The sequence below is a fragment of the Yoonia sp. 67-2 genome (assembly GCF_035117555.1).
Classification (GTDB): Bacteria; Pseudomonadota; Alphaproteobacteria; order Rhodobacterales; family Rhodobacteraceae; genus Yoonia.
The window spans coordinates 20,468-46,573 of record NZ_JAYKPK010000005.1; the positions used below are offsets into that span (position 1 = coordinate 20,468).

Annotated in this window: 26 protein-coding genes; 16 read left to right on the forward strand and 10 right to left on the reverse strand. The window is 59.1% G+C overall.

Features of this window, described 5'->3' with window-relative positions; genetic code table 11:
• Nucleotides 1-2: 2 nt before the first annotated feature.
• The 9 genes from VOY09_RS09520 to coxB all read right to left on the reverse strand — a co-directional run bounded on the left by VOY09_RS09520 (nt 3) and on the right by coxB (nt 7,480).
• Complete coding sequence (locus tag VOY09_RS09520; protein ID WP_322894743.1) at nt 3-587, reverse strand: GNAT family protein; 585 nt, start codon at nt 585-587, stop codon at nt 3-5.
• Entirely contained in the window at nt 587-1,855 is a 1,269-nt protein-coding gene (locus tag VOY09_RS09525) for a pitrilysin family protein (protein ID WP_322894745.1), read from the reverse strand. Before VOY09_RS09525 ends, VOY09_RS09520 begins: the two co-directional genes overlap by 1 nt.
• A complete protein-coding gene (gene thrC / locus VOY09_RS09530) occupies nt 1,852-3,237 on the reverse strand; it encodes a threonine synthase (protein WP_322894916.1) in 1,386 nt (461 codons plus the stop codon). Before thrC ends, VOY09_RS09525 begins: the two co-directional genes overlap by 4 nt.
• A 3-nt stretch (nt 3,238-3,240) precedes the next feature.
• Nucleotides 3,241-3,921, reverse strand: a complete 681-nt coding sequence (locus VOY09_RS09535) for an SURF1 family protein (RefSeq protein ID WP_322894746.1) — start codon at nt 3,919-3,921, stop codon at nt 3,241-3,243.
• Between the two features lie 75 nt (nt 3,922-3,996).
• Complete coding sequence (locus VOY09_RS09540) at nt 3,997-4,800, reverse strand: cytochrome c oxidase subunit 3 (RefSeq protein WP_322894748.1); 804 nt, start codon at nt 4,798-4,800, stop codon at nt 3,997-3,999.
• 25 nt (nt 4,801-4,825) lie between these two features.
• Nucleotides 4,826-5,440: a cytochrome c oxidase assembly protein gene (locus VOY09_RS09545; protein WP_322894749.1), complete on the reverse strand. Its 615-nt coding sequence runs from the start codon at nt 5,438-5,440 to the stop codon at nt 4,826-4,828.
• A complete protein-coding gene (locus VOY09_RS09550; protein ID WP_322894750.1) occupies nt 5,437-5,640 on the reverse strand; it encodes a hypothetical protein in 204 nt (67 codons plus the stop codon). Before VOY09_RS09550 ends, VOY09_RS09545 begins: the two co-directional genes overlap by 4 nt.
• A complete protein-coding gene (gene cyoE / locus VOY09_RS09555) occupies nt 5,634-6,572 on the reverse strand; it encodes a heme o synthase (RefSeq protein ID WP_322894752.1) in 939 nt (312 codons plus the stop codon). The genes VOY09_RS09550 and cyoE overlap by 7 nt, the downstream gene beginning before the upstream one ends.
• 80 nt (nt 6,573-6,652) lie before the next feature.
• The gene (coxB, locus tag VOY09_RS09560) at nt 6,653-7,480 is read right to left on the reverse strand and encodes a cytochrome c oxidase subunit II (protein ID WP_416236755.1); all 828 of its coding nucleotides are present in this window, start codon (nt 7,478-7,480) and stop codon (nt 6,653-6,655) included.
• Nucleotides 7,481-7,659: 179 nt separating this feature from the next.
• Here coxB and tldD point away from each other — a divergent pair, with 179 nt between their 5' ends.
• The 5 genes from tldD to VOY09_RS09585 all read left to right on the forward strand — a co-directional run bounded on the left by tldD (nt 7,660) and on the right by VOY09_RS09585 (nt 14,638).
• A complete protein-coding gene (gene tldD, locus VOY09_RS09565; protein WP_322894754.1) occupies nt 7,660-9,081 on the forward strand; it encodes a metalloprotease TldD in 1,422 nt (473 codons plus the stop codon).
• Between the two features lie 194 nt (nt 9,082-9,275).
• Nucleotides 9,276-10,403, forward strand: coding sequence for a DNA-processing protein DprA (gene dprA / locus VOY09_RS09570; protein WP_322894755.1), 1,128 nt, complete (start codon nt 9,276-9,278; stop codon nt 10,401-10,403).
• Nucleotides 10,404-10,567: 164 nt separating this feature from the next.
• On the forward strand, nt 10,568-13,204 hold the full coding sequence (topA, locus tag VOY09_RS09575; RefSeq protein ID WP_322894756.1) for a type I DNA topoisomerase: 2,637 nt from the start codon (nt 10,568-10,570) through the stop codon (nt 13,202-13,204).
• A gap of 91 nt (nt 13,205-13,295) precedes the next feature.
• Nucleotides 13,296-14,000 (forward strand): CoA transferase subunit A, encoded by a 705-nt coding sequence (locus VOY09_RS09580; protein WP_322894757.1) that lies wholly within the window; start codon nt 13,296-13,298, stop codon nt 13,998-14,000.
• Nucleotides 14,000-14,638, forward strand: coding sequence for a 3-oxoacid CoA-transferase subunit B (locus VOY09_RS09585; RefSeq protein ID WP_322894758.1), 639 nt, complete (start codon nt 14,000-14,002; stop codon nt 14,636-14,638). Before VOY09_RS09580 ends, VOY09_RS09585 begins: the two co-directional genes overlap by 1 nt.
• Nucleotides 14,639-14,757: 119 nt before the next feature.
• On the opposite strand, the gene VOY09_RS09590 is transcribed toward VOY09_RS09585, so the two are convergent.
• Complete coding sequence (locus tag VOY09_RS09590; RefSeq protein WP_322894760.1) at nt 14,758-15,594, reverse strand: lytic transglycosylase domain-containing protein; 837 nt, start codon at nt 15,592-15,594, stop codon at nt 14,758-14,760.
• Between the two features lie 342 nt (nt 15,595-15,936).
• On the opposite strand from VOY09_RS09590, the gene VOY09_RS09595 reads away from it, so the two are divergent.
• The 11 genes from VOY09_RS09595 to VOY09_RS09645 all read left to right on the forward strand — a co-directional run bounded on the left by VOY09_RS09595 (nt 15,937) and on the right by VOY09_RS09645 (nt 26,103).
• Nucleotides 15,937-16,131, forward strand: coding sequence for a hypothetical protein (locus VOY09_RS09595; RefSeq protein ID WP_322894761.1), 195 nt, complete (start codon nt 15,937-15,939; stop codon nt 16,129-16,131).
• 157 nt (nt 16,132-16,288) lie between these two features.
• The gene (locus VOY09_RS09600; RefSeq protein ID WP_322894762.1) at nt 16,289-16,459 is read left to right on the forward strand and encodes a hypothetical protein; all 171 of its coding nucleotides are present in this window, start codon (nt 16,289-16,291) and stop codon (nt 16,457-16,459) included.
• Nucleotides 16,460-16,612: 153 nt separating this feature from the next.
• The gene (gene cpaB, locus VOY09_RS09605; protein WP_322894763.1) at nt 16,613-17,440 is read left to right on the forward strand and encodes a Flp pilus assembly protein CpaB; all 828 of its coding nucleotides are present in this window, start codon (nt 16,613-16,615) and stop codon (nt 17,438-17,440) included.
• Nucleotides 17,441-17,715: 275 nt separating this feature from the next.
• Nucleotides 17,716-19,146 (forward strand): type II and III secretion system protein family protein, encoded by a 1,431-nt coding sequence (locus VOY09_RS09610; protein ID WP_322894764.1) that lies wholly within the window; start codon nt 17,716-17,718, stop codon nt 19,144-19,146.
• A 15-nt stretch (nt 19,147-19,161) separates the two neighbouring features.
• Entirely contained in the window at nt 19,162-19,818 is a 657-nt protein-coding gene (locus VOY09_RS09615; RefSeq protein ID WP_322894766.1) for an OmpA family protein, read from the forward strand.
• 182 nt (nt 19,819-20,000) lie between these two features.
• Nucleotides 20,001-21,245, forward strand: a complete 1,245-nt coding sequence (locus VOY09_RS09620; RefSeq protein WP_322894767.1) for an AAA family ATPase — start codon at nt 20,001-20,003, stop codon at nt 21,243-21,245.
• Between the two features lie 16 nt (nt 21,246-21,261).
• A complete protein-coding gene (locus VOY09_RS09625; RefSeq protein WP_322894769.1) occupies nt 21,262-22,716 on the forward strand; it encodes a CpaF family protein in 1,455 nt (484 codons plus the stop codon).
• 4 nt (nt 22,717-22,720) lie between these two features.
• Nucleotides 22,721-23,686, forward strand: a complete 966-nt coding sequence (locus VOY09_RS09630) for a type II secretion system F family protein (protein WP_322894770.1) — start codon at nt 22,721-22,723, stop codon at nt 23,684-23,686.
• Nucleotides 23,687-23,697: 11 nt separating this feature from the next.
• Nucleotides 23,698-24,660: a type II secretion system F family protein gene (locus VOY09_RS09635; RefSeq protein ID WP_322894771.1), complete on the forward strand. Its 963-nt coding sequence runs from the start codon at nt 23,698-23,700 to the stop codon at nt 24,658-24,660.
• Nucleotides 24,661-24,664: 4 nt separating this feature from the next.
• Complete coding sequence (locus tag VOY09_RS09640) at nt 24,665-25,222, forward strand: tetratricopeptide repeat protein (protein ID WP_416236756.1); 558 nt, start codon at nt 24,665-24,667, stop codon at nt 25,220-25,222.
• 26 nt (nt 25,223-25,248) lie between these two features.
• Nucleotides 25,249-26,103 carry a tetratricopeptide repeat protein gene (locus VOY09_RS09645; RefSeq protein WP_322894772.1) on the forward strand — a complete coding sequence of 285 codons (855 nt, stop codon included), beginning with the start codon at nt 25,249-25,251 and terminating at the stop codon, nt 26,101-26,103.
• The last annotated feature ends 3 nt before the right edge of the window (nt 26,104-26,106 follow it).

Consider the following 26,106-nt stretch of genomic DNA (forward strand, 5'->3'; position numbering starts at 1 on the left):
GCTTAGCCCACATCCGTCTTGCCGCGCCTGTCATGGCGCAAGTTGGCATAGAGCACATGATTGCGCCAGCGCCCGTTGATCTGAAGATAGCTTTGCGCGACACCTTCGTATTTATAGCCGCATTGTTCCAAGAGTTTCCGAGAGGGCGTGTTTTCCGGCAGACACCCCGCCTCCACCCGGCTGAGGTCGAGCGTGGTAAAGGCGTGATGCACCACGGCCTTGACCGCCTCGCGCATATACCCGTTGCGCGCATAGGGCGCGCCGATCCAGTAACCCGTAATCCCCGATTGCGCAGGACCACGTTTGATATGGTCCAATGTAATTGCCCCTAAAAGCGCTTCATCCGACCGGCGGATCAGGAACAGGGGCAAGGCCGTGCCATGCGCGATGGAGCGCTGCGCCCAATAGACCCGATTGGTAAACCCCTTGCGCGACAGATGGTCTGCGGCCCAGCTTGGTTCCCATGGCACCAGAAAATCCGCACTGGATTGCCGCAGATGCGCCCAAGCGCGGAAATCGGTATGCATCGGGGGGCGCAGGGTCAGCCGTTCAGTTTCAATCCTGACCTTGCGCTTGATCCCCAACATTACGCGGCAAGCCGTGCTTTCAACGCCTCCAGCGTCGGGGCCTGATCAGCGGGGCCGTAAAGCGCCATCGCTGTTGCCGCCTGCCCGGCCATCTGCGCGGCAAAGGTTTTCACATCCGCCGTGGTGACATTGTCGATATGGGCAATCGTTTCCTCGATCCCCGGAATCCGGCCCCAGATCGACAGCAGACGCGCCAGACGTTCGGCGCGGTTCGACGGGCTTTCCAGCCCCATCAACATGCCTGCCTTCATCTGCGCGCGGGCGCGCGCGACTTCAGCGTCGGACATATCGTCGGCGGCGCGTTTCATCTCGTCAATCGTGACATGTGTCAGCTCGGCGATCTGTTCGGCGCTGGTCCCGGCATAGATCGTGGTCATGCCGGTATCTTCATAGGCCCCCGCCTGCGCAAAGATCGTATAACACAGACCACGGTTTTCACGGATTTCCTGAAACAGGCGTGAAGACATGCCGCCGCCCAAGGCGGTCGCATAGATCTGCGCGGTATAGATCGCGGGGTCAGTATAGGTCGGCCCTTCCAGCGCCAGCGCGAAATGCACCTGTTCCAGCGCTTTCGTCTCGCGCCGCTCACCGCCCCGGAAATGGGCGGGTTGCAGCAGGCCGGGCGCGCGGTGGACGCGGGGCAGATGGCCGAACAAAGCCTCGGCCTGCCGCACGATGGCGTCGTGATCGACCGCACCAGCAGCGGCAACGATCATCTGGTTGGGGCCGTAATGTTCACCGACGAAACGGTCCAGATCGCCCCGGCCAAACCCGCTGACCTTTTCGGCAGGGCCTAGGATTGAGCGGCCAAGCGGTTGATCAGGATAGGCTTCTTCCTGCAACCAGTCGAAAATAATGTCGTCGGGCGTGTCCAAAGTCTGGCCGATTTCCTGCAGGATCACGCCGCGTTCAACCTCGATCTCGGATTCATCAAACAGCGGGTTCAGCAGGATATCGGCGATGATATCAAGGCCAAGCGCCACATCATCTTCCAGTACCCGCGCATAATAGGCGGTCATTTCGCGGCTGGTATAGGCGTTGATATAGCCGCCCACATCCTCGATCTGTTCGGCGATCTGCAGGGCGGTGCGGGTTTTCGTGCCTTTGAACGCCATATGTTCCAGAAAATGTGCGATGCCGTTCTGTTCAATCCGTTCATGCCGCCCACCGGCCAGCACCCAGATGCCGATGCTGGTGGATTTCAGGCCGGGCATCTGCTCGGTGATGATGCGCAGCCCGTTGGACAAAGTGTGCTGTTGAATGGTCAAGCTGTGATCCGTTCCTTGATGACGTTTTGCACGGCGGCAAGATCGCCCGCCACCCGTGTGACCCGTTCGGGGCGGTCATACAAGTCCGCCATCCGCGCAGGCAGTGGCGCGGAAATGCCCGATGCCGCCTTGACCGCATCCGGGAATTTCGCGGGATGCGCTGTGGCCAGCGTGACCATCGGCACTTCGCCCAGATGGCTTTGTGCGACATGCGCGCCAACGGCAGTGTGCGGGCACAGCAATTCGCCGTGGCTGGCGTGATAGGCTTTGATCGTAGCGGATGTGTCTTCCTCTGACGCGCGACCGGATTTGAAAGTCGCGGTCAGCATCTCATATGCGCCTTGCGAAATAGTAAAGCCGCCCGATTTGAGGTCCTCCATCTGGCCCGCAACCGCAGCACCGTCTTGCCCGTATGCATAAAACAGCGCGCGTTCGAAATTGGAACTGACCTGAATATCCATCGACGGGCTGATCGTTGGGGTTACGCCTTCTTTGGTATAGGCCCCCGTCAGCAACGTCCTATGCAAAATGTCATTGCGGTTGGTCGCGACCACCAGGTCGGCAATCGGCAGGCCCATCTGCTTGGCGATGAACCCGGCGAATATATCGCCGAAATTGCCGGTCGGCACTGTGAAACTGACTGGTCGATGTGGCGCGCCGAGACTGACGGCGGCGGTGAAATAATAGACCACCTGCGCCAGCACCCGGCCCCAGTTGATCGAATTGACGCCCGCCAGACGCACATCGTCGCGAAAGGCGAAATCGTTGAACATATCCTTCACCAGCGCCTGACAATCGTCGAAATCACCGTCGATGGCCAGCGCATGGACATTCGCCTCGACCGGCGTGGTCATCTGGCGGCGCTGCACTTCGGAGACGCGGCCATGCGGGTAAAGGATGATGACATCGACGGCCTTCAGCCCCCGGAATGCCTCAATCGCAGCCGACCCAGTGTCACCCGATGTCGCCCCAACGATGGTCACGCGGTCGCCGGACCGTGTCAGCGCGGCCTGAAACATCTGGCCGATCAGCTGCATGGCGAAATCCTTGAACGCCAAAGTCGGCCCGTGGAACAATTCCAGCAGGTAATGATTGCTGTCCACCTGCACCAAAGGCGCGCGGGCGGCATGGCCGAAACCGGCATAGGCGCGCGCGATCAGATCGCGGAACTCTGCATCGGTGAATGTGTCGCCGATGAAGGGACGCATCACCTCGAACGCGACCTCTTCATAGGATTTGCCCGCCATCGCCGCGATCTGCGGATAGGTCAGCGTGGGGATTTCCTCGGGCAGATAGAGCCCGCCATCGCGCGCGAGACCAGTCAGCATCGCCTGTTCGAATGTCAGCACGGGGGCCGTGCCGCGGGTCGAGATATAGCGCATCACTCAGATATCCTTTGTCCGTAAGGTGCGGCGGATCAGAAACAGCGTCATAATGGCCCAGACAATCGCCAGCAAGAACCATGTGATCGCGTAATTCAGATGATCATTGGCGATATTGGCCGTTGTAATCGGCAAAGCCGTCAGGCGCGGATCGGCGGGCGTTGCCTCGGATACCACCACCATCAGCGGCAAGGTATCCAGCGTTGCGGCCATCGTCTCCACATTGCGCGCAAACCAGATATTGGCGGCCAGATCAGGGTCGGGTGTATTGCTGTTCTGATCATCGGGCCACAGCAAGGTGCCAGTCACCTGCATCGGGGCCAGCAGCGGTGCGGCGTCTTTGTCATCCAGCGGCAAAAGCCCCTGATCCAGCAGGATCGCCAGCCCATCATCCGTCTCAAACCGTGAAATGACACGGTAGCCGGTGCCAGCAGAGGTGCCAGACACAAGCACATGCAATTCCGGCCCCGTAGGCGCGCCGGACAGGGTGACCGGGCGATATTCGTCAGCCTCTTCCGTCACATCAGTGCGGAACGGCTGCGGATCAGCCGCGATCCTTGCGTTGATATTGTCGAGAATGCCTTCTTTCCACGCCAGCCGGTCCACTTGCCACAGGCCAAGCCAGATCAGCACCCCGCAACCGGCAAGGCCCAACAGCAATGGGAAAATGATCTTACGCAGCATGATCCGCCTTGAAGGAAAAAACGCGCGGGGCTGCCGCGCGTTTATCGGTTGATGTAGGTCGGGGTTCACCCCGACTTACGCGCCCCAGATATAGATCGCAGCAAACAGGAACAGCCAGACCACATCGACAAAGTGCCAATACCAGATCGCCGCCTCGAACCCGACATGCTTCTCAGGGGTGAAATCGCCACGTTCGACACGCAGCAGACAGACCAGCAGGAAGATCGCGCCGATCACCACATGCGCGCCGTGGAAACCTGTCGCCATGAAGAAGTTGGCGTAATGGATTTCACCGCCGAATGTATACCCATCCTGCGACACCAGAATGTAATATTCATAAGCCTGAAAGCCGGTGAAGATCACCCCGAACACGATGGCCAGGATCAGACCCAGTTTCAGGTCCTTGCGGTTGTTTTCATGCACCAGCGCATGGTGTGCCCAGGTCGCGGCACAGCCCGAAATCAGCAACAGCAGCGTGTTGATCAGCGGCAGGCCAAAAGGGTCAATCGCATAGATGTCCGGCTTGATATATTCACTGCCGACATAGGTCTCCATCGGATACATCTGGTGTTTGAAGAACGACCAGAACCATGCGGCAAAGAACATCACTTCGGACATGATAAACATGATGAAACCATAGCGCAGACCGATCCGCACGACTGGCGTGTGATCCCCGGCGCGGCTTTCCGCGACCATATCGGCCCACCATGCATACATGACGTAAAGCACGGCGATCAGCCCCATCAGGAAAATCCAGGGACCCGACCCATGCATCCACAGCACAGCGCCAAAGAGCATGACAAAAGCCCCGAGCCCGGCGATGAAAGGCCAGACAGAGGGTGGCAGAATATGGTAATCGTGGTCTTTGGTATGGGCCATCTGGTGCGTTCCCTATCGGCTGTCGTTATTCGGTCTCTATGGCGTTTTGTGCCGCCGGTGTCAAAGCGGATGGCGTCGTTGCTGCCTGCATATAATCAGACGGCACATCGATTTCGTAGAATGTATAGCTGAGCGTGATCGTATGCACGAATTTGCCTTCGCGGTCATTCACGATGGCCGGGTCGACAAAGAAACTGACCGGCATCAACACAGTTTCACCAGGGGCCAACACCTGTTCGGTAAAGCAGAAACAATCGATCTTGTCGAAAAAACCGCCTGCTTCGAAAGGTGTCACATTATAGGCGGCCTGCCCTGCGACGGGGATGTCCAGCGGGTTATGCGCCTCGTAAAACACCAAAGCTGTCTCACCAATGCGCAATTCGACTTCGCGCTGCACGGGAGTAAAAGTCCAAGGCATATCGCGTTCCAGCGAGGCGTCAAACCGGACCTTGATCGTCTGGTCCAGAATCGTGTCGCTGTCAGCAGAGGCCACGCCGGTCACACCGCCAAAGCCCGTGACCCGGCAGAACCAATCGTAAAACGGCACAGAGGCCCAGGCGAGCGATCCCATCAGCACCACGACACCGGCAGCTTGCGCTGCCGTGCGGTTCTTGCCTGTCAGACGCGGAAAGAGTTTCATTCAGCCACCTCTTCCTGCGGGACAAGCTGCGGGCGGGCCACATGGTCAAAAGTTTCGAACTGGGTGATATTGTCCAGCTGCAATACTTTCACCACAGTCAGGCCAAAGACGATGGCGATAAAACCAACAAGCAGCAGCCCGACGCCGACATTCCGGCCCCGGCGACGTGTGTGCAATTCATGTTCAACGCGGATCACCATGACCAGCCTCCTATGCCGTAAAGCCGCAATGCAGCCTCGACCAAAAGCGCACCAAAATGCGCGAAAAGATAATAAAGCGACACTTTGAACACGTTGATTTCAACGCGGTGCTTATCTGCCTCGCAGGCAGCATCGTCGCGCCGCCAGATGTCAAAGGCGCCTTTCAGGAACCATGCATTCATTGCCAAGGCGACGACCATGTAAAACGGCCCGCCAATCGAGGTCAGCCCAAGGCCCAGCGCCACCGGCACCAGCAGCAAAGTATAGATCAGAACCTGTTTGCGGGTCGCATCGCGGCCATGGGTTTCGGTCAGCATCGGCACACCGGCGCGCCCATAATCAGACTTCACGAACAGGGCCAGCGCCCAGAAATGCGGCGGCGTCCACATGAAGATCAATGCGAACATCAACACAGATTCGATGCTGACGCCGCCCGTCGCCACGGCCCAGCCGATCATCGGCGGGAAGGCACCCGCCGCACCACCGATGACGATATTCTGCGGCGTCGCGCGTTTCAGCCACATCGAATAAACGACAAGATAGAAAAAGATCGTGAAAGCCAGCAGCCCTGCCGCCAGGAAATTGGTCGCCAGCGCCAACAGCACGATGGAAAATCCCGCCAGCGCGAGGCCGATCCCCAAAGCCTCGCCCGGGGCGACGCGGCCCGACGGGATCGGACGACTTGCGGTGCGCTTCATCAGCTGGTCGATATCCGCATCCCACCACATATTCAGCGCGCCGGATGCCCCTGCCCCGACGGCAATGCACAGGATCGCAACAAATCCGACGAAAGGATGCACCGGCACCGGCGCGACCAGCAGGCCGACAAGTGCAGTGAACACCACCAGCGACATCACCCGCGGTTTCATCAGGGCAAAGTAATCGCCCATGCCAGCCTCGTAACTACGGTCGTTGGCGCTGATATCAGTCATCTGTAACCTGTCTTTGCGGCGGGCAATCCGGTCACACTTAAGTGGACCTTGCAGGGTGGACCCAGATCCACCCTACGCGATCAGGAAACGCCCTGTTCTTCGGCAAGCCAGGCGTCATATTCTTCCTGGCTGACAACCTTGACGGTGATGGGCATGTAAGCATGGGCCTGACCACAAAGTTCCGAACATTGGCCAAAATAGATGCCTTCGCGCTCTGCCGCGAACCACAATTCCGCGAGACGACCAGGGATCGCGTCCTGCTTCACGCCAAATGCTGGGATGGTCCATGAATGAATCACGTCAGCAGCAGTCACCTGCATCACCACGGTCGCGCCGACAGGCACGATCACGGCGGTATCGGTCGCCAGCAGATATTGTTCCTGCTCATAGCCGAATTGCTCCAGCTCATCACGGGTCAGCATGAAGCTGTCAAAGCTCACACCTTCGTCAACATATTCATAGCCCCAATACCACTGAAAGCCGGTCACTTTGATGGTGATATCAGCCTCAGGGATTTCCTGCTGCTTGAACAAAACGGGCAGCGAAAACGCGCCGATAAAGACCAGAATGACGATCGGCACCACGGTCCAGGCGATTTCCAGCGGCGAATTATGGGTGAAAGTCGCGGGGTTCGGGTTGCGCTTGGCATTATAGCGGATGATGCACCAAGCCAGCAGCGCAGTCACAAATAGGGTGATCACCGTGATGATCAGCAGCAGCATATTGTCCAGCCAATGCACGTCACGCGACAATTCGGTCGCGGCGGGCTGGAACCCCATCGCCCCATTCACCGGCTGTCCGACGATTTCCAGATCCTGCCCGACATTCTGCTGCGCCATGACGGAAGAGCCCGCCATGATCAGCCCCAGTGAGGTCCAAACAGAAGTTGCAAAGGAGTTCAGTCGCATATCTTACCCTAACATCATGGCACCCTGCGGCACCTGCCCCGGTCTGTCCGCTCGGGCTACGGGCGGAATCCCATTGTCTTGATGCGCCCATGTCCCATATCCTGACGCACAACTCAAGAACTGCTGTTGCGGCAAACAGACGCTTTTTGCGGCTAAAACCGACACCAAAGGAATTTTCAATGACCGACACGCCCTTTCGCCCCTTCGAGACCCATCTGGACGAGGCGGTCGCCCTGCAATTGCTGCGTGACGCCACCGCCGGGGCCGATGACGGAGAGCTGTTCATCGAAAAGCGCAAGTCAGAAATGCTGTCGCTTGACGATGGCCGGATCAAGAACGCCAGCTTTGACGCCTCCGAAGGCTTCGGGCTGCGCGCCGTGCGCGGTGAAACCGCCGGTTACGCCCACGCCACCACGATTGACGAACATGCCCTGCGCCGGGCTGTCGCGACAGCGCGACTGGCGGTGGGGGACGGCGGCGGCACGCTGGCCGATGGACCTATCGGCACCAACCGCAAGCTTTACAGCGATGAAGACCCGATGGTGCAGGCCAGTTTCCCCGCCAAGATCGATGTCCTGCGCGAAATTGACGCCTTTGCCCGCGCGCTCGACCCGCGTGTGGTGCAGGTCTCTGCCAGCATCGGTGCGTCCCATCAGGAGGTCGTGATCCTGCGCCCCGAAGGCACCATCGTCACCGACACCCGCCCGATGTCGCGCATCAATATCAGCGTGATTGTTGAGGATAGGGGCAAACGCGAAAGCGGCGGCATGGGCGGCGGCGGCCGCACCGGCCTGATCGGACTGATCAACCGCGACCATTGGGAACCCGTGGTGCAGGAGGCGTTGCGGATTGCCTTGGTCAATCTGGATGCCGAACCGGCCCCCGCTGGTGTCATGGATGTCGTGCTTGGCCCTGGCTGGCCCGGTATCCTGCTGCATGAAGCTATCGGGCACGGTCTGGAAGGCGATTTCAACCGCAAAGGATCATCCGCCTTCGCCGGTCTGATGGGCCAGCAGATCGCAGCACGTGGGGTCACCGTGTTGGATGACGGCACCATCCCGGACCGGCGCGGGTCGATCACCGTGGATGATGAAGGCACCCCAAGTGCCAAAAACGTGCTGATCGAGGACGGCGTGCTGGTCGGCTATATGCAGGACCGCCAGAATGCGCGGCTGATGGGCGTCGCCCCCACAGGCAACGGGCGGCGGCAAAGCTTTGCCCATACACCGATGCCACGGATGACCAACACCTATATGCTGGCAGGTCATGCGACACCCGAAAGCCTTGTCGCGGAGCTGAAAGATGGGATCTACGCCGTGGGTTTCGGCGGTGGGCAGGTCGATATCACCAACGGCAAATTCGTGTTTTCCTGCACCGAGGCGTATCGCGTGAAAAACGGCGTGATCGGCGCGCCGGTCAAAGGGGCGACGCTGATCGGCGATGGTGCCACCGCGCTGCAACAGATCCGTGGGATCGGCAATGATCTCGCCCTTGATCCCGGTATCGGCAATTGCGGCAAGGCGGGGCAATGGGTGCCGGTGGGCGTGGGCCAGCCCAGCCTGCTGATCGGCGGGCTCACGGTGGGCGGCGCGGCGGCCTGAGACGGGACGATTCGCGCCACCCATGCGACAGATCGCCAGTCGCGATCTGCTGCGGCTGGGTTTGATCGGAAAGTATTCCCTTTAAATTCAAGGCACTAACATCTTTTCTGCCTCGCTGCGAAAATCACCGCCGCGATTCACGCCTTATTAAGGCTGCGGTCCTAAACCTTGTGCAGCAATAGGCGGAGCAAGGGATGACCCAACCGATACGATCTTCCACCACCCCCCCACTCCCCCCCACCACGGAAGAGGATGTGGTCAGCCGCCTTCGCCTATTGCGCTCGCGCCGCGTCGGGCCTGCGACTTATCGGCGGTTGCTGGCGGAATATGGCAATGCCGCCGATGCCTTGGCAGCCCTGCCCGATGTCGCGCGCGCAGCGGGCGTCAATGACTATGAAATCTGCCCGCTCGGCGTGGTCCGTGCCGAATTGCAGGCAGGCAAGGCTGCTGGCGCGCGGCTGTTGATGGATCATGACCCGCTTTACCCGGCGAACCTGCGCGACATTGGCGATGCCCCGCCACTGTTATGGTGTCTGGGGCGGCTTGAGCTGCTATCGCGCCCGATCATCGCGCTGGTCGGCGCACGCAATGCGTCATCGCTGGGGACAAGGATGGCGCGCAAACTGGCCGCGGATCTGACCGATCAGGGCTATGTCGTTGTCTCCGGTCTGGCGCGCGGGATCGACACGGCGGCGCATCTGGGCGCGCTGAAAGGCGGCACGATTGCCGTGCAGGCGGGCGGCGTCGATGTGATCTATCCGGTCGAAAACACGGCGCTGGCGCATGATATTGCCAAAGACGGGCTGCGCCTGTCGGAAATGGCGCTGGGGCTGCAGCCGCAGGCGCGGCATTTTCCAGCGCGCAACCGGATCATCTCCGGCCTCGCGCAGGCGGTCGTGGTGGTCGAGGCGGCGGCGAAATCCGGTAGCCTGATTACCGCGCGCAATGCGCTGGATCAGGCGCGCGATGTCTTTGCCGTGCCGGGTCATCCGTTCGATGCCCGTGCGGCGGGCTGCAACATGCTGCTGCGCGATGGTGCGACCTTGGTGCGCAACGCGGAAGATGTGATCGAGGCTTTGACACCGCGCAGCACCGCCGCGCCACAACCAGCGGCCACCCCGCAGCAGCGCCCGGCCCTGCGAAATATCGCAGCATTGCATGCCATGATCCTGTCACGCCTGGGTTCTGCCCCCTTGGCCGAAGATCAATTGCTGCGCGATCTGGCTGTCCCTGCCACACAGGTCGCCCCCGCGCTGATCGATCTGGAACTGGACGGCAAGATCACCCGGCAGGCCGGTGGGTTGCTGGCACGGGCGGTCTAAGGGAGAAAAACTTTCATGCCTCCGGCGGGGATACGTCGTTGAATTCGCGCTTTGCGCGATTTCAACGGCTCGGAAGATGCAGGGTTTTTCGCATCATTGACATTCGCGCCGCAGTTGCCACATCTTGCGCCACTTAACGCAAGCCGTGCAGATAAAGGATTCCCATGCCCGTTGTTGTCGTCGAATCCCCCGCAAAAGCCAAGAAAATCAACGAATATCTTGGTAAAGGCTTTGTTGTTCTGGCGTCTTACGGCCATGTCCGCGACCTGCCGCCCAAGGATGGATCGGTCCTGCCAGATCACGATTTCGACATGAAATGGGAAATCGCAACCGACAGCAAAAAGCATATCAAAGCCATCGTCGATGCGCTGAAAGCCGACAATGCACTGATCCTCGCCACCGACCCCGACCGCGAAGGGGAGGCGATTTCCTGGCACCTGACCGAAGCCCTGATCGAGAAAAAGGCGATCCGCGCCGATACGCCGGTCAGCCGCGTGGTGTTCAACGCAATCACCAAAACCGCGATCCTTGAGGCGATGAAAAACCCCCGTCAGGTCGATGCGCCCTTGGTCGAGGCTTACCTGGCCCGCCGCGCGCTAGATTATCTGGTGGGTTTCAACCTATCGCCGGTTCTGTGGCGCAAACTGCCCGGCGCGAAATCCGCAGGCCGGGTGCAATCGGTCTGCCTGCGCCTGATCGTCGAGCGCGAGATGGAGATCGAAGCATTCCGCAATCAGGAATACTGGACCGTCAAAGCCCAGCTTGAATCCCCCCGCGGCCAGATGTTCGAGGCACGGCTGACCACGCTGGCTGGCAAAAAGCTCGATAAATTCGATCTGGCCAATGCCACGCAGGCCGAAATGGCCGTGCAGGCGATCAACAGCCGCGATCTGAAAATCACGAGCGTGGAGGCGAAACCCGCCACCCGCAACCCCAGCCCGCCCTTCATGACCTCGACCCTGCAACAAGAGGCGAGCCGCAAATTCGGCATGGGTGCCAAGCAGACGATGAGTGTGGCGCAAAGGCTCTATGAGGCCGGTCTGATCACCTATATGCGGACCGATGGCATCGACATGGCGCCCGAAGCCGTGACCGGCGCGCGCGATGCGATCAAGGCGAAATTCGGCGCGAAATACCTGCCCGACCAGCCACGCATCTATAAAAACAAGGCCAAGAATGCGCAGGAAGCGCATGAATGTATCCGCCCGACCGAGATGATGATCGGGGCCGATCAGGCCGATATCAAAGATGCCGATCAGCGCAAGCTTTACGATCTGATCTATAAACGCACGCTCGCCAGCCAGATGGCGGCGGCGCAGATGGAACGCACCACGGTCGATATCGCCAGCGCCGATGGCCAAGTGATCCTGCGCGCCAATGGGCAGGTCATGGTGTTTGACGGCTTCATCGCGATCTACGAAGAAGGCCGCGACGATACCGCCGATGAAGATGACAAACGCCTGCCGCAACTGGTCGAAGGTGAAAAGGCGGTGAAAAAATCCGTCGATCCCGAACAGCATTTCACCCAACCGCCGCCGCGCTATACCGAGGCGACCCTCGTCAAACGGATGGAAGAATTGGGGATCGGGCGGCCATCCACCTATGCCTCGATCGTGACGACAATTCAGGATCGTGGCTATGTTGAGAAAGACAAGAACCGCCTGATTCCGCAGGATAAGGGCCGGTTGGTCACGGCCTTCCTGATGAATTATTTCCAGAAATATATCGGCTATGATTTCACCGCTGATCTGGAAAACCAGTTGGATGAGGTCAGCGCCGGCGATGCGGATTACAAAAAGGTCCTGCATCGGTTCTGGCATGATTTTTCCGCCGCCATCGCGGAAACCGCCGATCTGCGGATCACCGAGGTGCTGGACAAAATCAACGAGGTTCTTGAACCACATCTCTTCCCACCAACCGGGGATGGCAGTGATCCCCGCCTTTGCCCCAATTGCGGCGCGGGCCGGTTGTCAATGCGCACCGCACGCTCCGGCGGTGCCTTCATCGGTTGTTCGAATTACCCCGAATGCCGCTATACTCGCCCCTTTGGCCCGCCGGACCCAGAGGCGGAAAAATCCGCCATCCCGCCCGATGGCAAACTTCTCGGCACTGAAGGTGGCGATGAAATACGTATTTTCAAAGGCCGCTTTGGCCCCTATGTCCAGCGCGGTGCCGCGACCGAGGACACACCGAAACCGCCGCGCAGCTCTGTGCCCAAAGACTGGGAACCTGAGGAACTGGATCTGGAACAGGCCCTGCGCCTGCTGGAATTGCCGCGCCCGCTGGGACCACACCCGGAAGACGGCGTGATGGTCTGGGCCAACCTTGGCCGTTATGGCCCGTACTTGAAACATGCGCCCAGCACCTCCGACCGGGGCGGCACCAATGCCAATCTCGACGGGATTGATGAGGTCTGGACCGTGGGCATGAACCGCGCCGTGCAATTGCTGGCCGAAAAGGTCGCGTCGCGTGGCGCGCGCGGCAAGGCCGCCGTGCCGATCCGCGAATTGGGCGACCATCCGCAGGCCAGTGGTCCGGTCAATATCTATGACGGCAAATACGGCCCCTATGTGAAATGGGACAAGATCAACGCGACGATCCCAGACACGATCACGCCCGATGATCTGACGCTGGCGCAGGCGATTGACCTGATCGATGAACGCGCCGCCAAGGCAGGCAAGAAAAAACCATCTGCCAAAAAGGCCCCGGCGAAGAAACCGGCTGCCAAAAAGCCTGCGGCCAAGAAACCGGCCGCGAAAAAGCCAGCGGCGCGCAAACCGGCGACCAAGAAAGCGACCTGACCCGATTGCGGCGCTGCAATGCAGCGCCGCGATTGACTTTACCTTTGGTCCGCGACAGTTTTACCGCGACAATTGATCATGGGGGAGCAGGATGAAAAAGGTTTACGGCTCGGCGTCAGAGGCGCTGGATGGGCTTTTATTCGACGGTATGTTCATCGCTGCAGGCGGCTTTGGCCTTTGCGGTATCCCCGAATTGCTGCTGGCGGCGATCAAGGATGCAGGCACCAAGGATCTGACCTTTGCCTCCAACAATGCGGGCGTCGATGATTTCGGCATCGGCATCCTGTTGCAGACGCGGCAGGTCAAGAAAATGATCTCATCTTACGTCGGCGAAAACGCAGAATTCATGCGCCAGTATCTGTCGGGCGAGCTGGAGCTGGAATTCAACCCGCAAGGCACGCTGGCTGAACGGATGCGCGCCGGTGGCTGCGGCATCCCCGGTTTCTACACCAAAACCGGCGTCGGCACGGTGATTGCCGAGGGCAAGGAGCACAAGGATTTCAACGGCCAGACCTATATCCTGGAAGAAGGCATCGTCGCCGATCTGTCCATCGTGAAAGCCTGGAAAGCCGATGAAACCGGCAATCTGATCTTCCGCAAGACCGCGCGCAACTTCAACCCGCCTGCCGCGATGTGCGGCAAGACCTGTGTCGTTGAGGTGGAAGAGATCGTGCCGACCGGCAGCCTTGACCCCGATCACATCCACCTGCCCGGCATCTATGTGCACCGGATCATTCAGGGCGCGCATGAAAATCGTATCGAAAAGCGCACGACGCGCCAGCGGGAGGATGCGTAATGACCGATCAATTGAAAGGCTGGAACCGCGATCAGATGGCCGCCCGCGCGGCAGAGGAATTGCAGGACGGCTGGTATGTCAACCTTGGCATCGGCATCCCGACGCTGGTCGCCAATTACGTCGGCGACAAGGATATCACCCTGCAATCGGAAAACGGCATGCTCGGCATGGGCCCATTCCCGTTTGAAGGTGACGAAGACCCCGATCTGATCAATGCGGGCAAGCAGACGATCACCGAACTCAAACGCACCGCCTATTTCGACAGCGCCACCTCCTTCGGCATGATCCGGGGCGGCAAGATCGCCGCCGCGATCCTTGGCGCGATGGAAGTCGCCGAAAACGGCGATCTGGCGAATTGGATGATCCCCGGCAAGCTGGTCAAAGGGATGGGCGGTGCCATGGATCTGGTCGCCGGTGTGGGCCGCGTCATTGTGGTGATGGACCACACCAACAAGCATGGCGAATCGAAAGTGTTGAAATCCTGCACCTTGCCGCTGACAGGTCAGGGCGTCGTTAACCGGATCATAACCAATCTTGGTGTATTAGATGTGGTTGAAGGCGGTCTGCGAATCGTCGCATGCGCCGATGGCGTGACCGAGGCTGAATTGCGCGCCGCGACAGAGGCGACGATCGTCTGACGATTCACACCCGCCACAGCAGAAACCTTCCCCGCGGGGAAGGTTTTTATATCGGGCGGATCATCAGCGCAAACCTTCCCCGCGGGGAAGGTTTTCCACCACCCGACCGGCGCAGGCGCTCAGATCCCGTTCACATTGAACACGCAGCCATCGGTGATCAGTTCGGGCGGCGTGGCGCAAAGCCCCTTAGCGACCTGCCATGCCGCCAGCACTTTGGGCACATAATCCAGCGTTTCGGCAAAAGGCGGCACACCGTTATGACGCTGCACATTGCCTTCGCCCGCGTTGTAACTGGCCAGCACCAGCACCGGATCATTGTTGAACCGGCGCAAAAGCCAGTCCAAATAGGCGACCCCGCCTTTGATATTCTGGCCCGCCTGCATGCTGTCAGACACACCGAATCTGGCGGCGGTCGCGGGCATCAATTGCATCAGCCCCTGCGCGCCAGCAGTGCTGACCGCATCGATGCGACCGGCGCTTTCGACCGAAATCACCGCCAGCACCAGCGCGGGTGATACCTGCGTACCAACGGTTTCGCGCAGGATATCAAGGCCGTAGCTGGCCGCAATATTCTGCAGGGATTGCAACCGTGGTGCGGGAATACCCTGCCCTGTCGGCGGATTGTTGATCCTGTTGATCGCCAGTTGCAGCCGCCCGGGGCTGGACTCGGCGACCGAGGATGGCACGCTGTCCCAGAACCAGCCGAAACCGGATTGCGGGCGCGGCACGGCAAAGGGGGCGGCGGCCACATCGACACGCGGTTCTGCATAGACCGGGCCACGGCGCGGGGCGTTGGGATCGATCTGCACGGTAATCCGGCCCGTGGTCTGTCCCGCCGCTGGCACACCGATACGTTTGAAGGTGAACTCGGGCTGCAGCCGTTCGACCTGCGCAGCCACGCCTGTCCCCGAAAGCACAAGGGCGCAAGCCGCGAAAGCCTTACGTAAACGTTTCATCACCATCCCGACACAGCCAGTTTGAATGAAATATGGCAGAACCTTGACGAAACGCCACTTTGGCACGCGGTTGCGCGCCATTTTGACAGCGCCAAAGCGTCGTTTTGGCAACAATAACGACAAGGATGAGGTTTCGGTGGATATTTTATTTATTATCGTCAGATACTTATGGCTATTTCAACCTTAGCATGTGCCGCGCCATACAAAAAACCACCATGGTCAAACTGCCGCCGCATTCATAAGGCTTACTACAGGCGTCCGACGGGGCGCATGGCAGCTCGGGTTGTCACACACCACGGCGAAAATGATGACCTTGAATACACCCTGAGGAGGGATCTACACATGCTTAACTTTATCAAGAACTTCCGCAACGACGAAGACGGTGCTGTCACTGTCGACTTCGTTGTGCTGACCGCCGCCATCGTTCTGCTGGGTTTGGCTGTCGGGACTGCGATCACTGGTGCAGCTAACAAAGCTTCGGGCAATGTCGTGACTGAAATTGGCAAGAGCCCAACGACTGTTGCAACAGGCGGTTGAGAAATTTTCTTATTGGCCGCGCTCACATGCGCGGCCAACTTTCGTGTGGGCAAGAGCATGTTATGATAAAGCTATCTTGTTATATGCACGTGAGAAATTCGCAATGAGGCATGTATTACTCTGGTTCACTTTGCGAACGCGTATACAAGGTTAAAGAATGCAGATCGTTACGCACTTTCACAAAGACCAGTCCGGTGCGGTCACGGTCGAGTGGGTCGTGATCGCTGCTATTGCCGTTGCCTTGGCACTGGCAACGATGTCCGTGTTTGGTGACGCCACAGACGGCAGGCTTGAAGTCATCAACGAAGGTCTCCTATCCGACCCTTGACTGAAACAAAGCAAAGCGATCAGGCAAACGTGTTGCAGCGAGTGGCAGCATTGAGGTTCAAATCTGACCAATTTCCTGCCTTTGCAATTTTAGCCATCCTCCCTTATTGCAACACCCGTACACAGGCCGTTCCGCCTGTCGAGGATATGTGAAATGCGTGTGATTTTCGGTCTGGTTCTTCTCTTCGGCATGGGCCTTGCCGGTTTCGCTGTCTATATGGTCAATCAATATATGGACAGCCAGACAGCTGCGCTTGAACAGGCGCAGCAGCTTGCAGCCACCGCCCCCGTCACGGTGGAGGTTTACGCCGTCGCCCGGTCGTTGACCTATGGTGACCAGCTGACCAAAGACGATGTCCGCGTCATCCCCTATGTGCAGGACGCCCTGCCCGAAGGCAGCTTTGCCACCGAAGAAGAGCTGTTCCCGATGGGCGTCGATGTGCCCCGGATCGTGGTTCTGCCGATGCTGGAAAATGAAGTCATCATGGCCAGCAAGGTAACCGAACCCGGCGTCAGCCGCGGCCTGACGGCCCTTGTTGCGCCCGGCTATCGCGCCTTTCCGGTGCAGGGGCGGATGGCGGCAGGCTTTGGCACTTTGCGCCCCGATGACCGGATCGACGTCTATTGGACCGGCCGCCTGCGCGACGGGCGCGAGGTGACCAATCTGATCAAATCCGGCTTGCAGATCATCGCCATCATCGGCGACAGCAGTGCGCCGGAAAACGTCGTCGTTCAGGTCACCCCGGAAGAGGTCGCTTTGCTGACACAGGCGCAAAACTCTGGCATGTTGACGCTGTCCTTGGTCGGCACGGGCGATGTGACCGAAACCGGGCCGGTCACGGTGGACAATTCGGCGCTGACCGGCGAAGGCGATGTTGTCGCCCCAGAACTGCCGGTTGTCGAAGAAGAGGCCAGACGCTGCTTTGTCGTGCAGCGCAGCGGCACAACACGCGCAGAGGTTGAGGTGGAATGTTCCGAATAACCGGCACCTTGCCCGATTCGTATCTGCGGGGCGATCCGCCCGCGCGCGATGGGCAGTCCTTTGGCCAGATTATCGGTAATTTCGTTGATATTATCAGGATAACCACAGCAGAAAGCCATTAAAACTAAGCTTTTGCGCCAAGTGTTGCCCGATCACCCCATGAGACATGCCCTGCAACGTCTTGATTATTGTAATAAACAAGGGGCTGACGCATGATTGAGCGAATACGGGCGCGAGACCCAGTCATCGCGATGTGATCGGAGGGGCAGATCACTATGAATTATGATCGATTTTTACGCGTTGTGCTGACCGGGTTAACCCTGTCCTTGACAGCGACAGCGCCCGGCGTTGCATCGGCTGATGCATTGCGGGTGATGCGCGGTGCGGCGTCCAGCGCGCTGGACGTGCCGATGAACCGCGCTGTCGTTGTCGAAAGTGATGTGCCGTTTACGGAATTGTCGATCGCCAATCCCGGCATCGCGGATATCTCTTCGCTGTCGGATCGCACGATCTATGTGCTGGGCAAGGAACCGGGCCGCACCACGCTGACATTGCTCGGCGCTGACGGGCGGCTGATCACCAATGTCGAGGTGCATGTCACCCCCGATATGGCGGAATTCAAGGAACGCCTGACCCAGATCCTGCCGGGCGAAAATATCGAGGTGCGCACCGCCAATGACGGGATCGTCCTGTCCGGCACGGTCAGTTCCATCGCAAGGCTGGACCGCGCGCTGGATCTGGCGCAGCGATATGCCCCGGACCGGGTATCGAATCTGATGTCCGTGGGCGGCACCCAGCAGGTGATGCTGAAGGTCCGCTTTGCCGAAATGCAGCGGTCGGTCAGCAAGGCGCTGTCATCGTCGCTCGCGCTGAATGGTGGGCCGCTGCAGAACAGCCGGTCGGTCCGCAGTGGCACCGGCAGCACGGTCGCGGATGGCGGCGTTGCCAATTCGATTGCCAATGCGCTGCCTGCAGGCAATGCCAATAGCGGTGCGTTTCTGTTCGGCTTCAATGCCGGTGGCGTAGAGGTGGGCATCCTGCTGGAGGCGCTGGAATCGCGCGGTGTTGTCCGGTCGCTCGCCGAACCGAACCTGACCGCGCTGAGCGGGCAGGAAGCCACATTTCTGGCCGGTGGCGAATATCCTGTCCCCGTCGCAGGCCCCGACGGCACCATTACCGTGCAATACAAACCCTTTGGGGTCGAGCTGAACTTTACCCCGCGCGTCGTTGACGGGGATATCATCAATCTGGAACTGGTCGCGGCAGTTTCGGCGATTGATACGACCAACAGCATCACGACGAACGGGTTCCGTGTGGATGCGTTCAGCCGGCGCGAAACCTCGACCACGGTCGAGATGCGCGATGGTGAAAGCTTTGCGATTGCCGGTCTGTTGTCGGATGATTTCACCAATCTGACAGGTCAGGTGCCGTGGATCGGTGATGTGCCGATCCTTGGGGCGCTGTTCCGCTCCGCCGAGTATTCCCGCCGTCAGACGGAACTGGTCATCATCGTCACGCCGCATCTTGTGTCGCCCACCCGTGGCACGGCGCTGGCCCTGCCGACCGACCGCGTCCGTCCCCCAAGCGAAGCCGATCTGTTCCTGTTTGGCCGTGTCGCGGCCAGCAATGCACCGACCCGCGGTGGCGCGGGTGAAGTCGCACGTCAGGACTTTAGCGGGTCCTACGGCTATGTGATGGATGAGTGAGCGGAGCGCGCAGTGATGAAAATCCATACGACGATTGCGCTGATCACAGCGGCACTTGCGGGTTGCAGCCCGACTGACGCGCCCTATTCACCCGGCCGAGCCGAGGCAGGCGCGCAGCTGGATCAGGGCACGTTCGGCAATGCGACGATGAACAACCTGTTAGTGCAAAGTGCGCCGCAGAATTACACGATTGATCTGGCCCGCCGCTTTGCCGCCGAGGTGGATTCAACGATCAACTTTGCCTTTGATTCGGCGGTACTGGATGCACAGGCACAGGCGACATTGCGCCGTCAGGCTGATTGGATCCGGCAATTCCCCGAGGTGCGTTTCCGGGTCTTTGGCCATACCGATCTTGTCGGCAGTGACGCCTATAACCGCAATCTTGGCCTGCGCCGTGCGCAAGCGGCGGTTGCCTATCTGGCGACGCAGGGCATCGGTCGTGACCGGCTGGAGGCTGTGGTGTCGCTGGGCCAGACCCAGCCCCTGATCCCCACGCCAGAGCCGGAACGGCGCAACCGGCGCACAGTGACGGAAGTATCGGGGTTTGTTGAAAACAACCCGATGCTTTTGAACGGAAAATACGCAGAAGTCGTGTTTCGTGAATATGTTGCCAGCGCGGCACCGGCATCCACTGTCACACCCGCCTCTGTCACCGGGGATGTGGGCGGCTAAGGACGGCGGCGGCCAGAGGATGCCGCCAGCCTGATCCGCAGTCGCGCAATTATTTACGTTCTGGTCTGCCTTGCTGCAGCCCTGGCCGCAATATCGTCAAGATTGCGTACAATGATTGGTGGCGACCAGGCTTTGTCGTGAAACAAGTGGCAATCTGAAACAGGTCGATAAGGACAACGTGCATGAACACCACCCCTGTCGTTCAATATGATCCGCCACCCATCGTCGCCTGCACGATCAGCCGCGACGTGCAGATTTTTGATCTGTTGATCGAAGATATGGAAACGGCCTTGGGGGACGCCTGGGGCGATCTGAGCTTTGATGATGCCGTCACCTTTCTGGCGCAGCCGGAAGCGTCGGCATTGCAATTTGTCACGATTGCGATGGATTCGCAGGATGAAGACAATCTTGACGGCGTTGCTGCGATTATCGGTCTTGCGAAGGCGGCCAGCATCAAGGTCATTCTGATCACCGAAGACCTGAGCCCCGGTGCCCTGCACCGGCTGCTGCGGGCGGGCGGCGATGAATTTGTGCCCTATCCGCTGCCTGAAAACGAGCTGGCCCGCGCGATTGAGCGGGTTCTGATACAGGACAGCCCGGCGACGGCAATGCCCAGCGCGCCCAAGCTGACGAGCACAGGCGATAAATCCGGCGTCGTTATTCCCGTCCATGGTCTGGCTGGCGGCACCGGGGCCACGATGATGGCGGTCAATCTGGCGTGGGAGCTGGCCAATATCGACAAGAAAGACCCCCCCAAGGTCTGCCTGATCGATCTGGATTTCCAGTTCGGCACGACAGCGACCTATCTGGATCTGCCGCGCCGGGAATCGGTGCTGGAACTTTTGAGCGATACGGCGGCGATGGATGCGGAAAGCTTTATGCAGGCGCTGCTGACCTATGGTGACAGGCTGCATGTGCTGACCGCGCCCATGGATATGATCCCGCTTGATATGCTGTCGCCTGCCGATATCAGCCGGATCATCGAAATGGCGCGGGTCAATTTCGACTATGTGATCATCGACATGCCCTCGGCCATGGTTGAATGGTCACAGACGGTTCTGGAAGCCGCGCATGTCTATTTCGCGATGATCGAACTGGAAATGCGGTCCGCGCAGAATACGCTCCGGCTGAAACGCGCGTTGCAATCCGAGGATCTGCCGTTTTCCAAGATCCGGTTCATCCTGAACCGCGCACCGGGATTTACCGATCTGAATGGCAAAAGCCGGGTCAAGCGACTGGCCGAAAGTCTGGGCATCGCGATTGACGTTTTGATGCCGGATGGCGGCAAGGCTGTGTTACAGACGGCGGATCACGGCGCGCCTTTGGCGGAACGTTACGCCAAGAACCCGCTGCGGAAAGAAATCTACAAACTTGCAAAATCGGTGCACGACGTAAATGTGAATGCGGTCGCAGAGGCCGCCAGTTAATACACGGGGCTGACAGATGTTTTCCAAGTATAAAAAGCCAAAACTCCCCGCTGGCCCCGCCGATGCAGGCGCGCCGATGGCCGCGCCTGCGGCAGACATGCCCAGCACCGCGACCGCCCCGGCCCGTCCGTCGCTGATGAAGTCGATGCCGGTCAGGCGCGGTGCCGATGTCGGCGCGGCCGACAAGGACAAGCGGCGCAAGGACAGGTTGCAGGAAATCAAACTGGATCTGCACAAGGCCTTGTTGGAAAACCTCAACCTCGCCGCGCTGGAGACGGCGACGGAACAGGATCTGCGCACCGAAATCAACGCGATCGCGAGCGAAACCCTCGATGAGATGGGGATCGTGCTGAACCGCGACGAACGCCAGACACTGAGCCAGGATTTGTTCTTTGAGGTCACCGGGTTGGGGCCGCTGGAAACCTTGCTCAAAGACGACAGTATCAACGATATTCTGGTCAATGGGCCACATCAGATTTTCGTCGAACGCGACGGCAAGCTGGAACTGACCGATATAAGTTTCAAGGATGAACGCCACCTGCTGCGGATCATCGACAAGATCGTCTCGGCGGTCGGGCGGCGTGTGGATGAAAGCAACCCCTATGTTGACGCGCGTCTGCCCGATGGGTCGCGTTTCAACGCGATGGTGCCGCCGATTGCGGTGGATGGGTCGCTGGTATCGATCCGCAAATTCAAGAAAGACAAGCTGAGCGTTGATGATCTGGTCCGTTTCGGTGCCTTCAGCGAAGAAATGGCCGCCTATCTGCAAGCGGCAGTATCGACCCGGCTGAATATCATCGTCTCGGGCGGGACCGGGTCGGGCAAGACAACGACATTGAACGCGCTGTCGGCCTTCATCGATGACAGTGAACGTATCCTGACCATCGAAGACACCGCCGAATTGCAACTGCAACAGACCCATGTCGGGCGGATGGAAAGCCGCCCCCCCAATGTCGAAGGCAAAGGCGGGGTCAGCCAGCGCGATTGTCTGAAAAACGCGCTGCGGATGCGCCCGGACCGGATCATCGTCGGGGAGACGCGCGGCGAAGAGGTGATTGATATGTTGCAGGCGATGAACACGGGTCACGATGGGTCGATGACAACGATTCACGCCAACTCTTCGCGCGATGCGGTATCGCGGCTGGAAAACATGATCGCCATGGCCGGGTTGGATATGCCGGTCAAGGCGATGCGTGGCCAGATCTCCTCGGCGGTCAATCTGATCGTGCAATCGTCACGGTTGCAGGACGGATCGCGCCGGATGACCTCGATCACGGAAATCACCGGCATGGAAGGCGATGTCATCTCGATGCAGGAAATCTTTCGCTATCAGCGTGTCGGTCTGACGCCCGACAACAAGATCATCGGGCATTTCACCGCCACCGGCGTGCGCAGCCATTTTTCGGAACGTTTCAAATTGTGGGGCTATGATCTGCCCGGCGCGATATTTGAACCGATGGTGGCAGAGTAAGTCCATGATTTCGACGGAACCCTTTATCTATGTCCTGATTTTCGTGGCCGTGCTGGCGCTGGTTCAGGGTGCCTATCTGGTGATTTTCGGCAAATCGATCAGCATGGATGGCAAGGTCAACCGCCGCCTTGAGATGCTGGAAAAAGGCGCCAACCGCGAACAGGTTCTGGACCAGCTCCGCAAGGAGATGACCCAGCATATGAAGTCGCAAAGCATTCCGATTTATTCGTTGCTTGCGGCCAAGGCCCAGAAAGCCAATATTGCCTTTTCCCCGGTCCAGATCATTGTCGTGATGGCAATGCTGAGCGTTGTCGCGTTTTTACTGCTAACGCTGCTGACGGATGTCGCAGCATCCGTGCGGGCCTTGGTCAGCGTGCTGATCGGGGTTGGCGGTGTCTATGTCTGGATCAGTAGCAAAGCTGCCAAAAGGATGAACTTGATCAGCGAACAATTGCCTGACGCGGTGGAACTGATGGTCCGGTCGTTGCGGGTCGGGCATCCGTTTTCCAATGCGATCACAATCGTTGCCCGCGAGGTTCCTGATCCTTTGGGCACGGAAATGGGGATCATTGCAGATGAAGCCGCCTATGGCCGCGATATGGGCGAGACGCTGAAAGCGATGGCCGAACGGCTTGATAATCAGGATTTACGTTTTCTGGCGGTGGCCGTCACGATCCAGCAATCCTCGGGCGGCAATCTGGCTGAAATTCTTGACGGGCTGGCCAAGGTGATCCGCGCCAGGTTTCGGCTGTTTCGCCGCGTCAATGCCATCACGGCAGAGGCGAAATGGTCCGGTAAATTGCTGTCGGCCTTCCCGATCATGGCCCTGATCGGCATCAATCTGGTCGAGCCGAATTATTTCGATGACGTGATGGACAGCCCGCTGTTTATCCCGGCCTGCTTCGTCGTTGCGGGGTTTCTGGTGCTGAATCTGATCGTGATGCGCGCGCTGGTCGATATCAAGGTCTGAAGGGAACAAGAATGGACGCGATCCAAACCACGATCAACGACCTGCTGGGCCCCTCTGGCACTGTGATCGTGATCGGCCTTTTTGGTGTGTTTCTGGTACTGCTGACGTTGCCGTTTGTGCTTAAGCGGCCCGAAGACCCGTTTGACCGGCTGAAAGTCAACAACCGCCAACCTGACAAAGCGGCCAAAAAAGGGGAGAAACTGCGCGTTGCATCGAACCGCGACAAGCTGGAGAAATATGCGACTTTCCTTGAACCACAGAATGCGGCGGAATTTTCGGCGGTCAAACTCAAGCTGATGCAGGCAGGATATCGCAGCAAGAATGCGGTGCGGATCTATAACTTTTTGCAGTTCACGCTGGGGATTGGCGGGCTTTTGGGAGGGGCGGCCTATGCGCTGATCGCGCTGTCGCAGGCCCCGGTCCTGACACATCACCTGATCATGATAATCGCGATTCCCGGCGGCATCGGTTATATGTTTCCGAAATATTGGGTGACGCGCCGTCAGGAAGTCCGCAAACAGGCGATCACCCATGCCTTTCCGGATGCGCTTGATCTGATGCTGGTCTGCGTCGAGGCCGGACAATCGCTGGACCAATCCATCGTGCGGGTGTCCAGTGAATTGCAGACTGGTTTCCCCGAACTGGCCGAAGAGTTTTCCATCGTCAGTCAGGAAAGCAAGGCCGGGAAGGAAAAAAGCGCCGTGCTGAAAGACATGGCCGAACGCTGCGGTGTGCCCGATATTTCCAGTTTTGTGACGGTCATGGTGCAATCTGCACAATTCGGCACGTCGATTTCAGATGCTTTGCGGGTCTATGCGGCCGAGATGCGTGACAAACGCGTCATGCGTGCCGAGGAGGCCGCGAACAAGTTACCCACCAAGATGACGCTGGCAACGATGATGCTGACGGTGCCGCCACTGATGGCGATCCTGATCGGCCCGTCGATCTATGCGATCACGCAGAATCTGAATTAAGGAGATGCATATCCGCCTTGTCCTTGCGCCGTTGATGGCCCTTTGCCTTCTGGGTTGTGGCGGGGCGGGGCTGAACCGGTCGGATGGGCCTTTCGCCCCCGGCGTGGCGGGGATGAGCCAGCTTGACGGGCTTGTCGTGGGTCATCGCCTGATGGCAGGCGGGGAATATGAGCTTGCGCTGAAAGCCTATCATCGTGCGGCAGCGCAACAGGGGCTGAACGTCGATACGATGTCTGCGATCGGTTCCGCCAATCTTAATCTGGGCCGTCTGGGGCAGGCGGAAACCTGGCTGCGGCGGGCGGTCGAGGAAGACCCGACGTTCCCGCCGGCCTGGAACAATCTGGGCGTGGTTCTGATGGAAAAAGGCCAGATGGCCGAAGCGAGCGAGGTTTTCCGTCGCGCATTTGCAGCAGATAACGGGAATTCTGACGAAATCAGAGAGAACCTGCGCTTATCTCTCGCAAGTCTGAACGATTCCGGTGATGATATCCCGAGGGAAAATCAGACATTCCATCTGATCCGGCGCGGCGCAGGCGATTTTGCTCTGACGTCGGACCTTTGAGGCAAAGCAGTAAAGGACGCAGAAAAATGCGCCACTTCGTTTTCATGTCACTGTCTGCGGCAGCCCTTGGCCTGTCGGCCTGCGCCCCATCGGGCGAGGCAGAGGTTGAACGCGCGCTCAAAGACCTGAACGTCATCGACGAATCCAATCTCAATGATGTGATGCTGACAGTCGGTGATCCGAATGAGGCGGTGAATTACTTTGCAACGGCCAGCGCCAATGATCCCGGCCGCATCGATTTTCAACGCGGTTTGGGCACGTCATTGGTCCGCGCCGGTCGCACGACAGAGGCTGTTGCCGCATGGCAGACCGTCCTGACCCATCCGGACTCGACTAATGAGGATCGGGTCGAACTGGCCGATGCCTATATCCGTGGCAATCTGTGGGCCGAGGCGGCAGCGACGCTGAACACGATCCCGCCGACCTTTGAAACCTTTGAACGGTATCGGCTGGAAGCGATGGTCGCTGACAGCCAGCAGCAATGGACCAAGGCCGATAGTTTTTACGAGACCGCTGTCGGCATGACGACGCGGCCTGCGCCAGTCTATAACAACTGGGGCTATTCAAAACTGACACGCGGCGATTATCCGGCCGCTGAACGGCTGTTTGGCGATGCGTTGCGCTTTAGTCCGGGCATGTTCACCGCCAAGAATAATCTGGTTCTGGCGCGCGGCGCGCAGCGCAATTACACGCTGCCCGTGGTGCCGATGACCCAGGTCGAACGCGCACAATTGCTGCATACGATGGCGCTGACCGCGATCAAGCAGAATGATGTGACGATCGGGAAATCTCTGCTGAACGACGCGATCAACACGCATCCGCAATATTTTGAACCCGCTGTGCGTGCCTTGCAGGCGCTTGAAAACAACGTCGTGAATTAAGCC

What these genes read in the sequence shown, in the direction of transcription:
- VOY09_RS09520 (WP_322894743.1), bottom strand. Translation starts at nt 587, where the DNA reads ATGTTGGGGATCAAGCGCAAGGTCAGGATTGAAACTGAACGGCTGACC.
- thrC (WP_322894916.1), bottom strand. Translation starts at nt 3,237, where the DNA reads ATGCGCTATATCTCGACCCGCGGCACGGCCCCCGTGCTGACATTCGAA.
- VOY09_RS09535 (WP_322894746.1), bottom strand. Translation starts at nt 3,921, where the DNA reads ATGCTGCGTAAGATCATTTTCCCATTGCTGTTGGGCCTTGCCGGTTGC.
- VOY09_RS09540 (WP_322894748.1), bottom strand. Translation starts at nt 4,800, where the DNA reads ATGGCCCATACCAAAGACCACGATTACCATATTCTGCCACCCTCTGTC.
- VOY09_RS09545 (WP_322894749.1), bottom strand. Translation starts at nt 5,440, where the DNA reads ATGAAACTCTTTCCGCGTCTGACAGGCAAGAACCGCACGGCAGCGCAA.
- VOY09_RS09550 (WP_322894750.1), bottom strand. Translation starts at nt 5,640, where the DNA reads ATGGTGATCCGCGTTGAACATGAATTGCACACACGTCGCCGGGGCCGG.
- cyoE (WP_322894752.1), bottom strand. Translation starts at nt 6,572, where the DNA reads ATGACTGATATCAGCGCCAACGACCGTAGTTACGAGGCTGGCATGGGC.
- coxB (WP_416236755.1), bottom strand. Translation starts at nt 7,480, where the DNA reads ATGCGACTGAACTCCTTTGCAACTTCTGTTTGGACCTCACTGGGGCTG.
- tldD (WP_322894754.1), top strand. Translation starts at nt 7,660, where the DNA reads ATGACCGACACGCCCTTTCGCCCCTTCGAGACCCATCTGGACGAGGCG.
- dprA (WP_322894755.1), top strand. Translation starts at nt 9,276, where the DNA reads ATGACCCAACCGATACGATCTTCCACCACCCCCCCACTCCCCCCCACC.
- topA (WP_322894756.1), top strand. Translation starts at nt 10,568, where the DNA reads ATGCCCGTTGTTGTCGTCGAATCCCCCGCAAAAGCCAAGAAAATCAAC.
- VOY09_RS09580 (WP_322894757.1), top strand. Translation starts at nt 13,296, where the DNA reads ATGAAAAAGGTTTACGGCTCGGCGTCAGAGGCGCTGGATGGGCTTTTA.
- VOY09_RS09585 (WP_322894758.1), top strand. Translation starts at nt 14,000, where the DNA reads ATGACCGATCAATTGAAAGGCTGGAACCGCGATCAGATGGCCGCCCGC.
- VOY09_RS09590 (WP_322894760.1), bottom strand. Translation starts at nt 15,594, where the DNA reads ATGAAACGTTTACGTAAGGCTTTCGCGGCTTGCGCCCTTGTGCTTTCG.
- VOY09_RS09595 (WP_322894761.1), top strand. Translation starts at nt 15,937, where the DNA reads ATGCTTAACTTTATCAAGAACTTCCGCAACGACGAAGACGGTGCTGTC.
- VOY09_RS09600 (WP_322894762.1), top strand. Translation starts at nt 16,289, where the DNA reads ATGCAGATCGTTACGCACTTTCACAAAGACCAGTCCGGTGCGGTCACG.
- cpaB (WP_322894763.1), top strand. Translation starts at nt 16,613, where the DNA reads ATGCGTGTGATTTTCGGTCTGGTTCTTCTCTTCGGCATGGGCCTTGCC.
- VOY09_RS09610 (WP_322894764.1), top strand. Translation starts at nt 17,716, where the DNA reads ATGAATTATGATCGATTTTTACGCGTTGTGCTGACCGGGTTAACCCTG.
- VOY09_RS09615 (WP_322894766.1), top strand. Translation starts at nt 19,162, where the DNA reads ATGAAAATCCATACGACGATTGCGCTGATCACAGCGGCACTTGCGGGT.
- VOY09_RS09620 (WP_322894767.1), top strand. Translation starts at nt 20,001, where the DNA reads ATGAACACCACCCCTGTCGTTCAATATGATCCGCCACCCATCGTCGCC.
- VOY09_RS09625 (WP_322894769.1), top strand. Translation starts at nt 21,262, where the DNA reads ATGTTTTCCAAGTATAAAAAGCCAAAACTCCCCGCTGGCCCCGCCGAT.
- VOY09_RS09630 (WP_322894770.1), top strand. Translation starts at nt 22,721, where the DNA reads ATGATTTCGACGGAACCCTTTATCTATGTCCTGATTTTCGTGGCCGTG.
- VOY09_RS09635 (WP_322894771.1), top strand. Translation starts at nt 23,698, where the DNA reads ATGGACGCGATCCAAACCACGATCAACGACCTGCTGGGCCCCTCTGGC.
- VOY09_RS09640 (WP_416236756.1), top strand. Translation starts at nt 24,665, where the DNA reads ATGCATATCCGCCTTGTCCTTGCGCCGTTGATGGCCCTTTGCCTTCTG.
- VOY09_RS09645 (WP_322894772.1), top strand. Translation starts at nt 25,249, where the DNA reads ATGCGCCACTTCGTTTTCATGTCACTGTCTGCGGCAGCCCTTGGCCTG.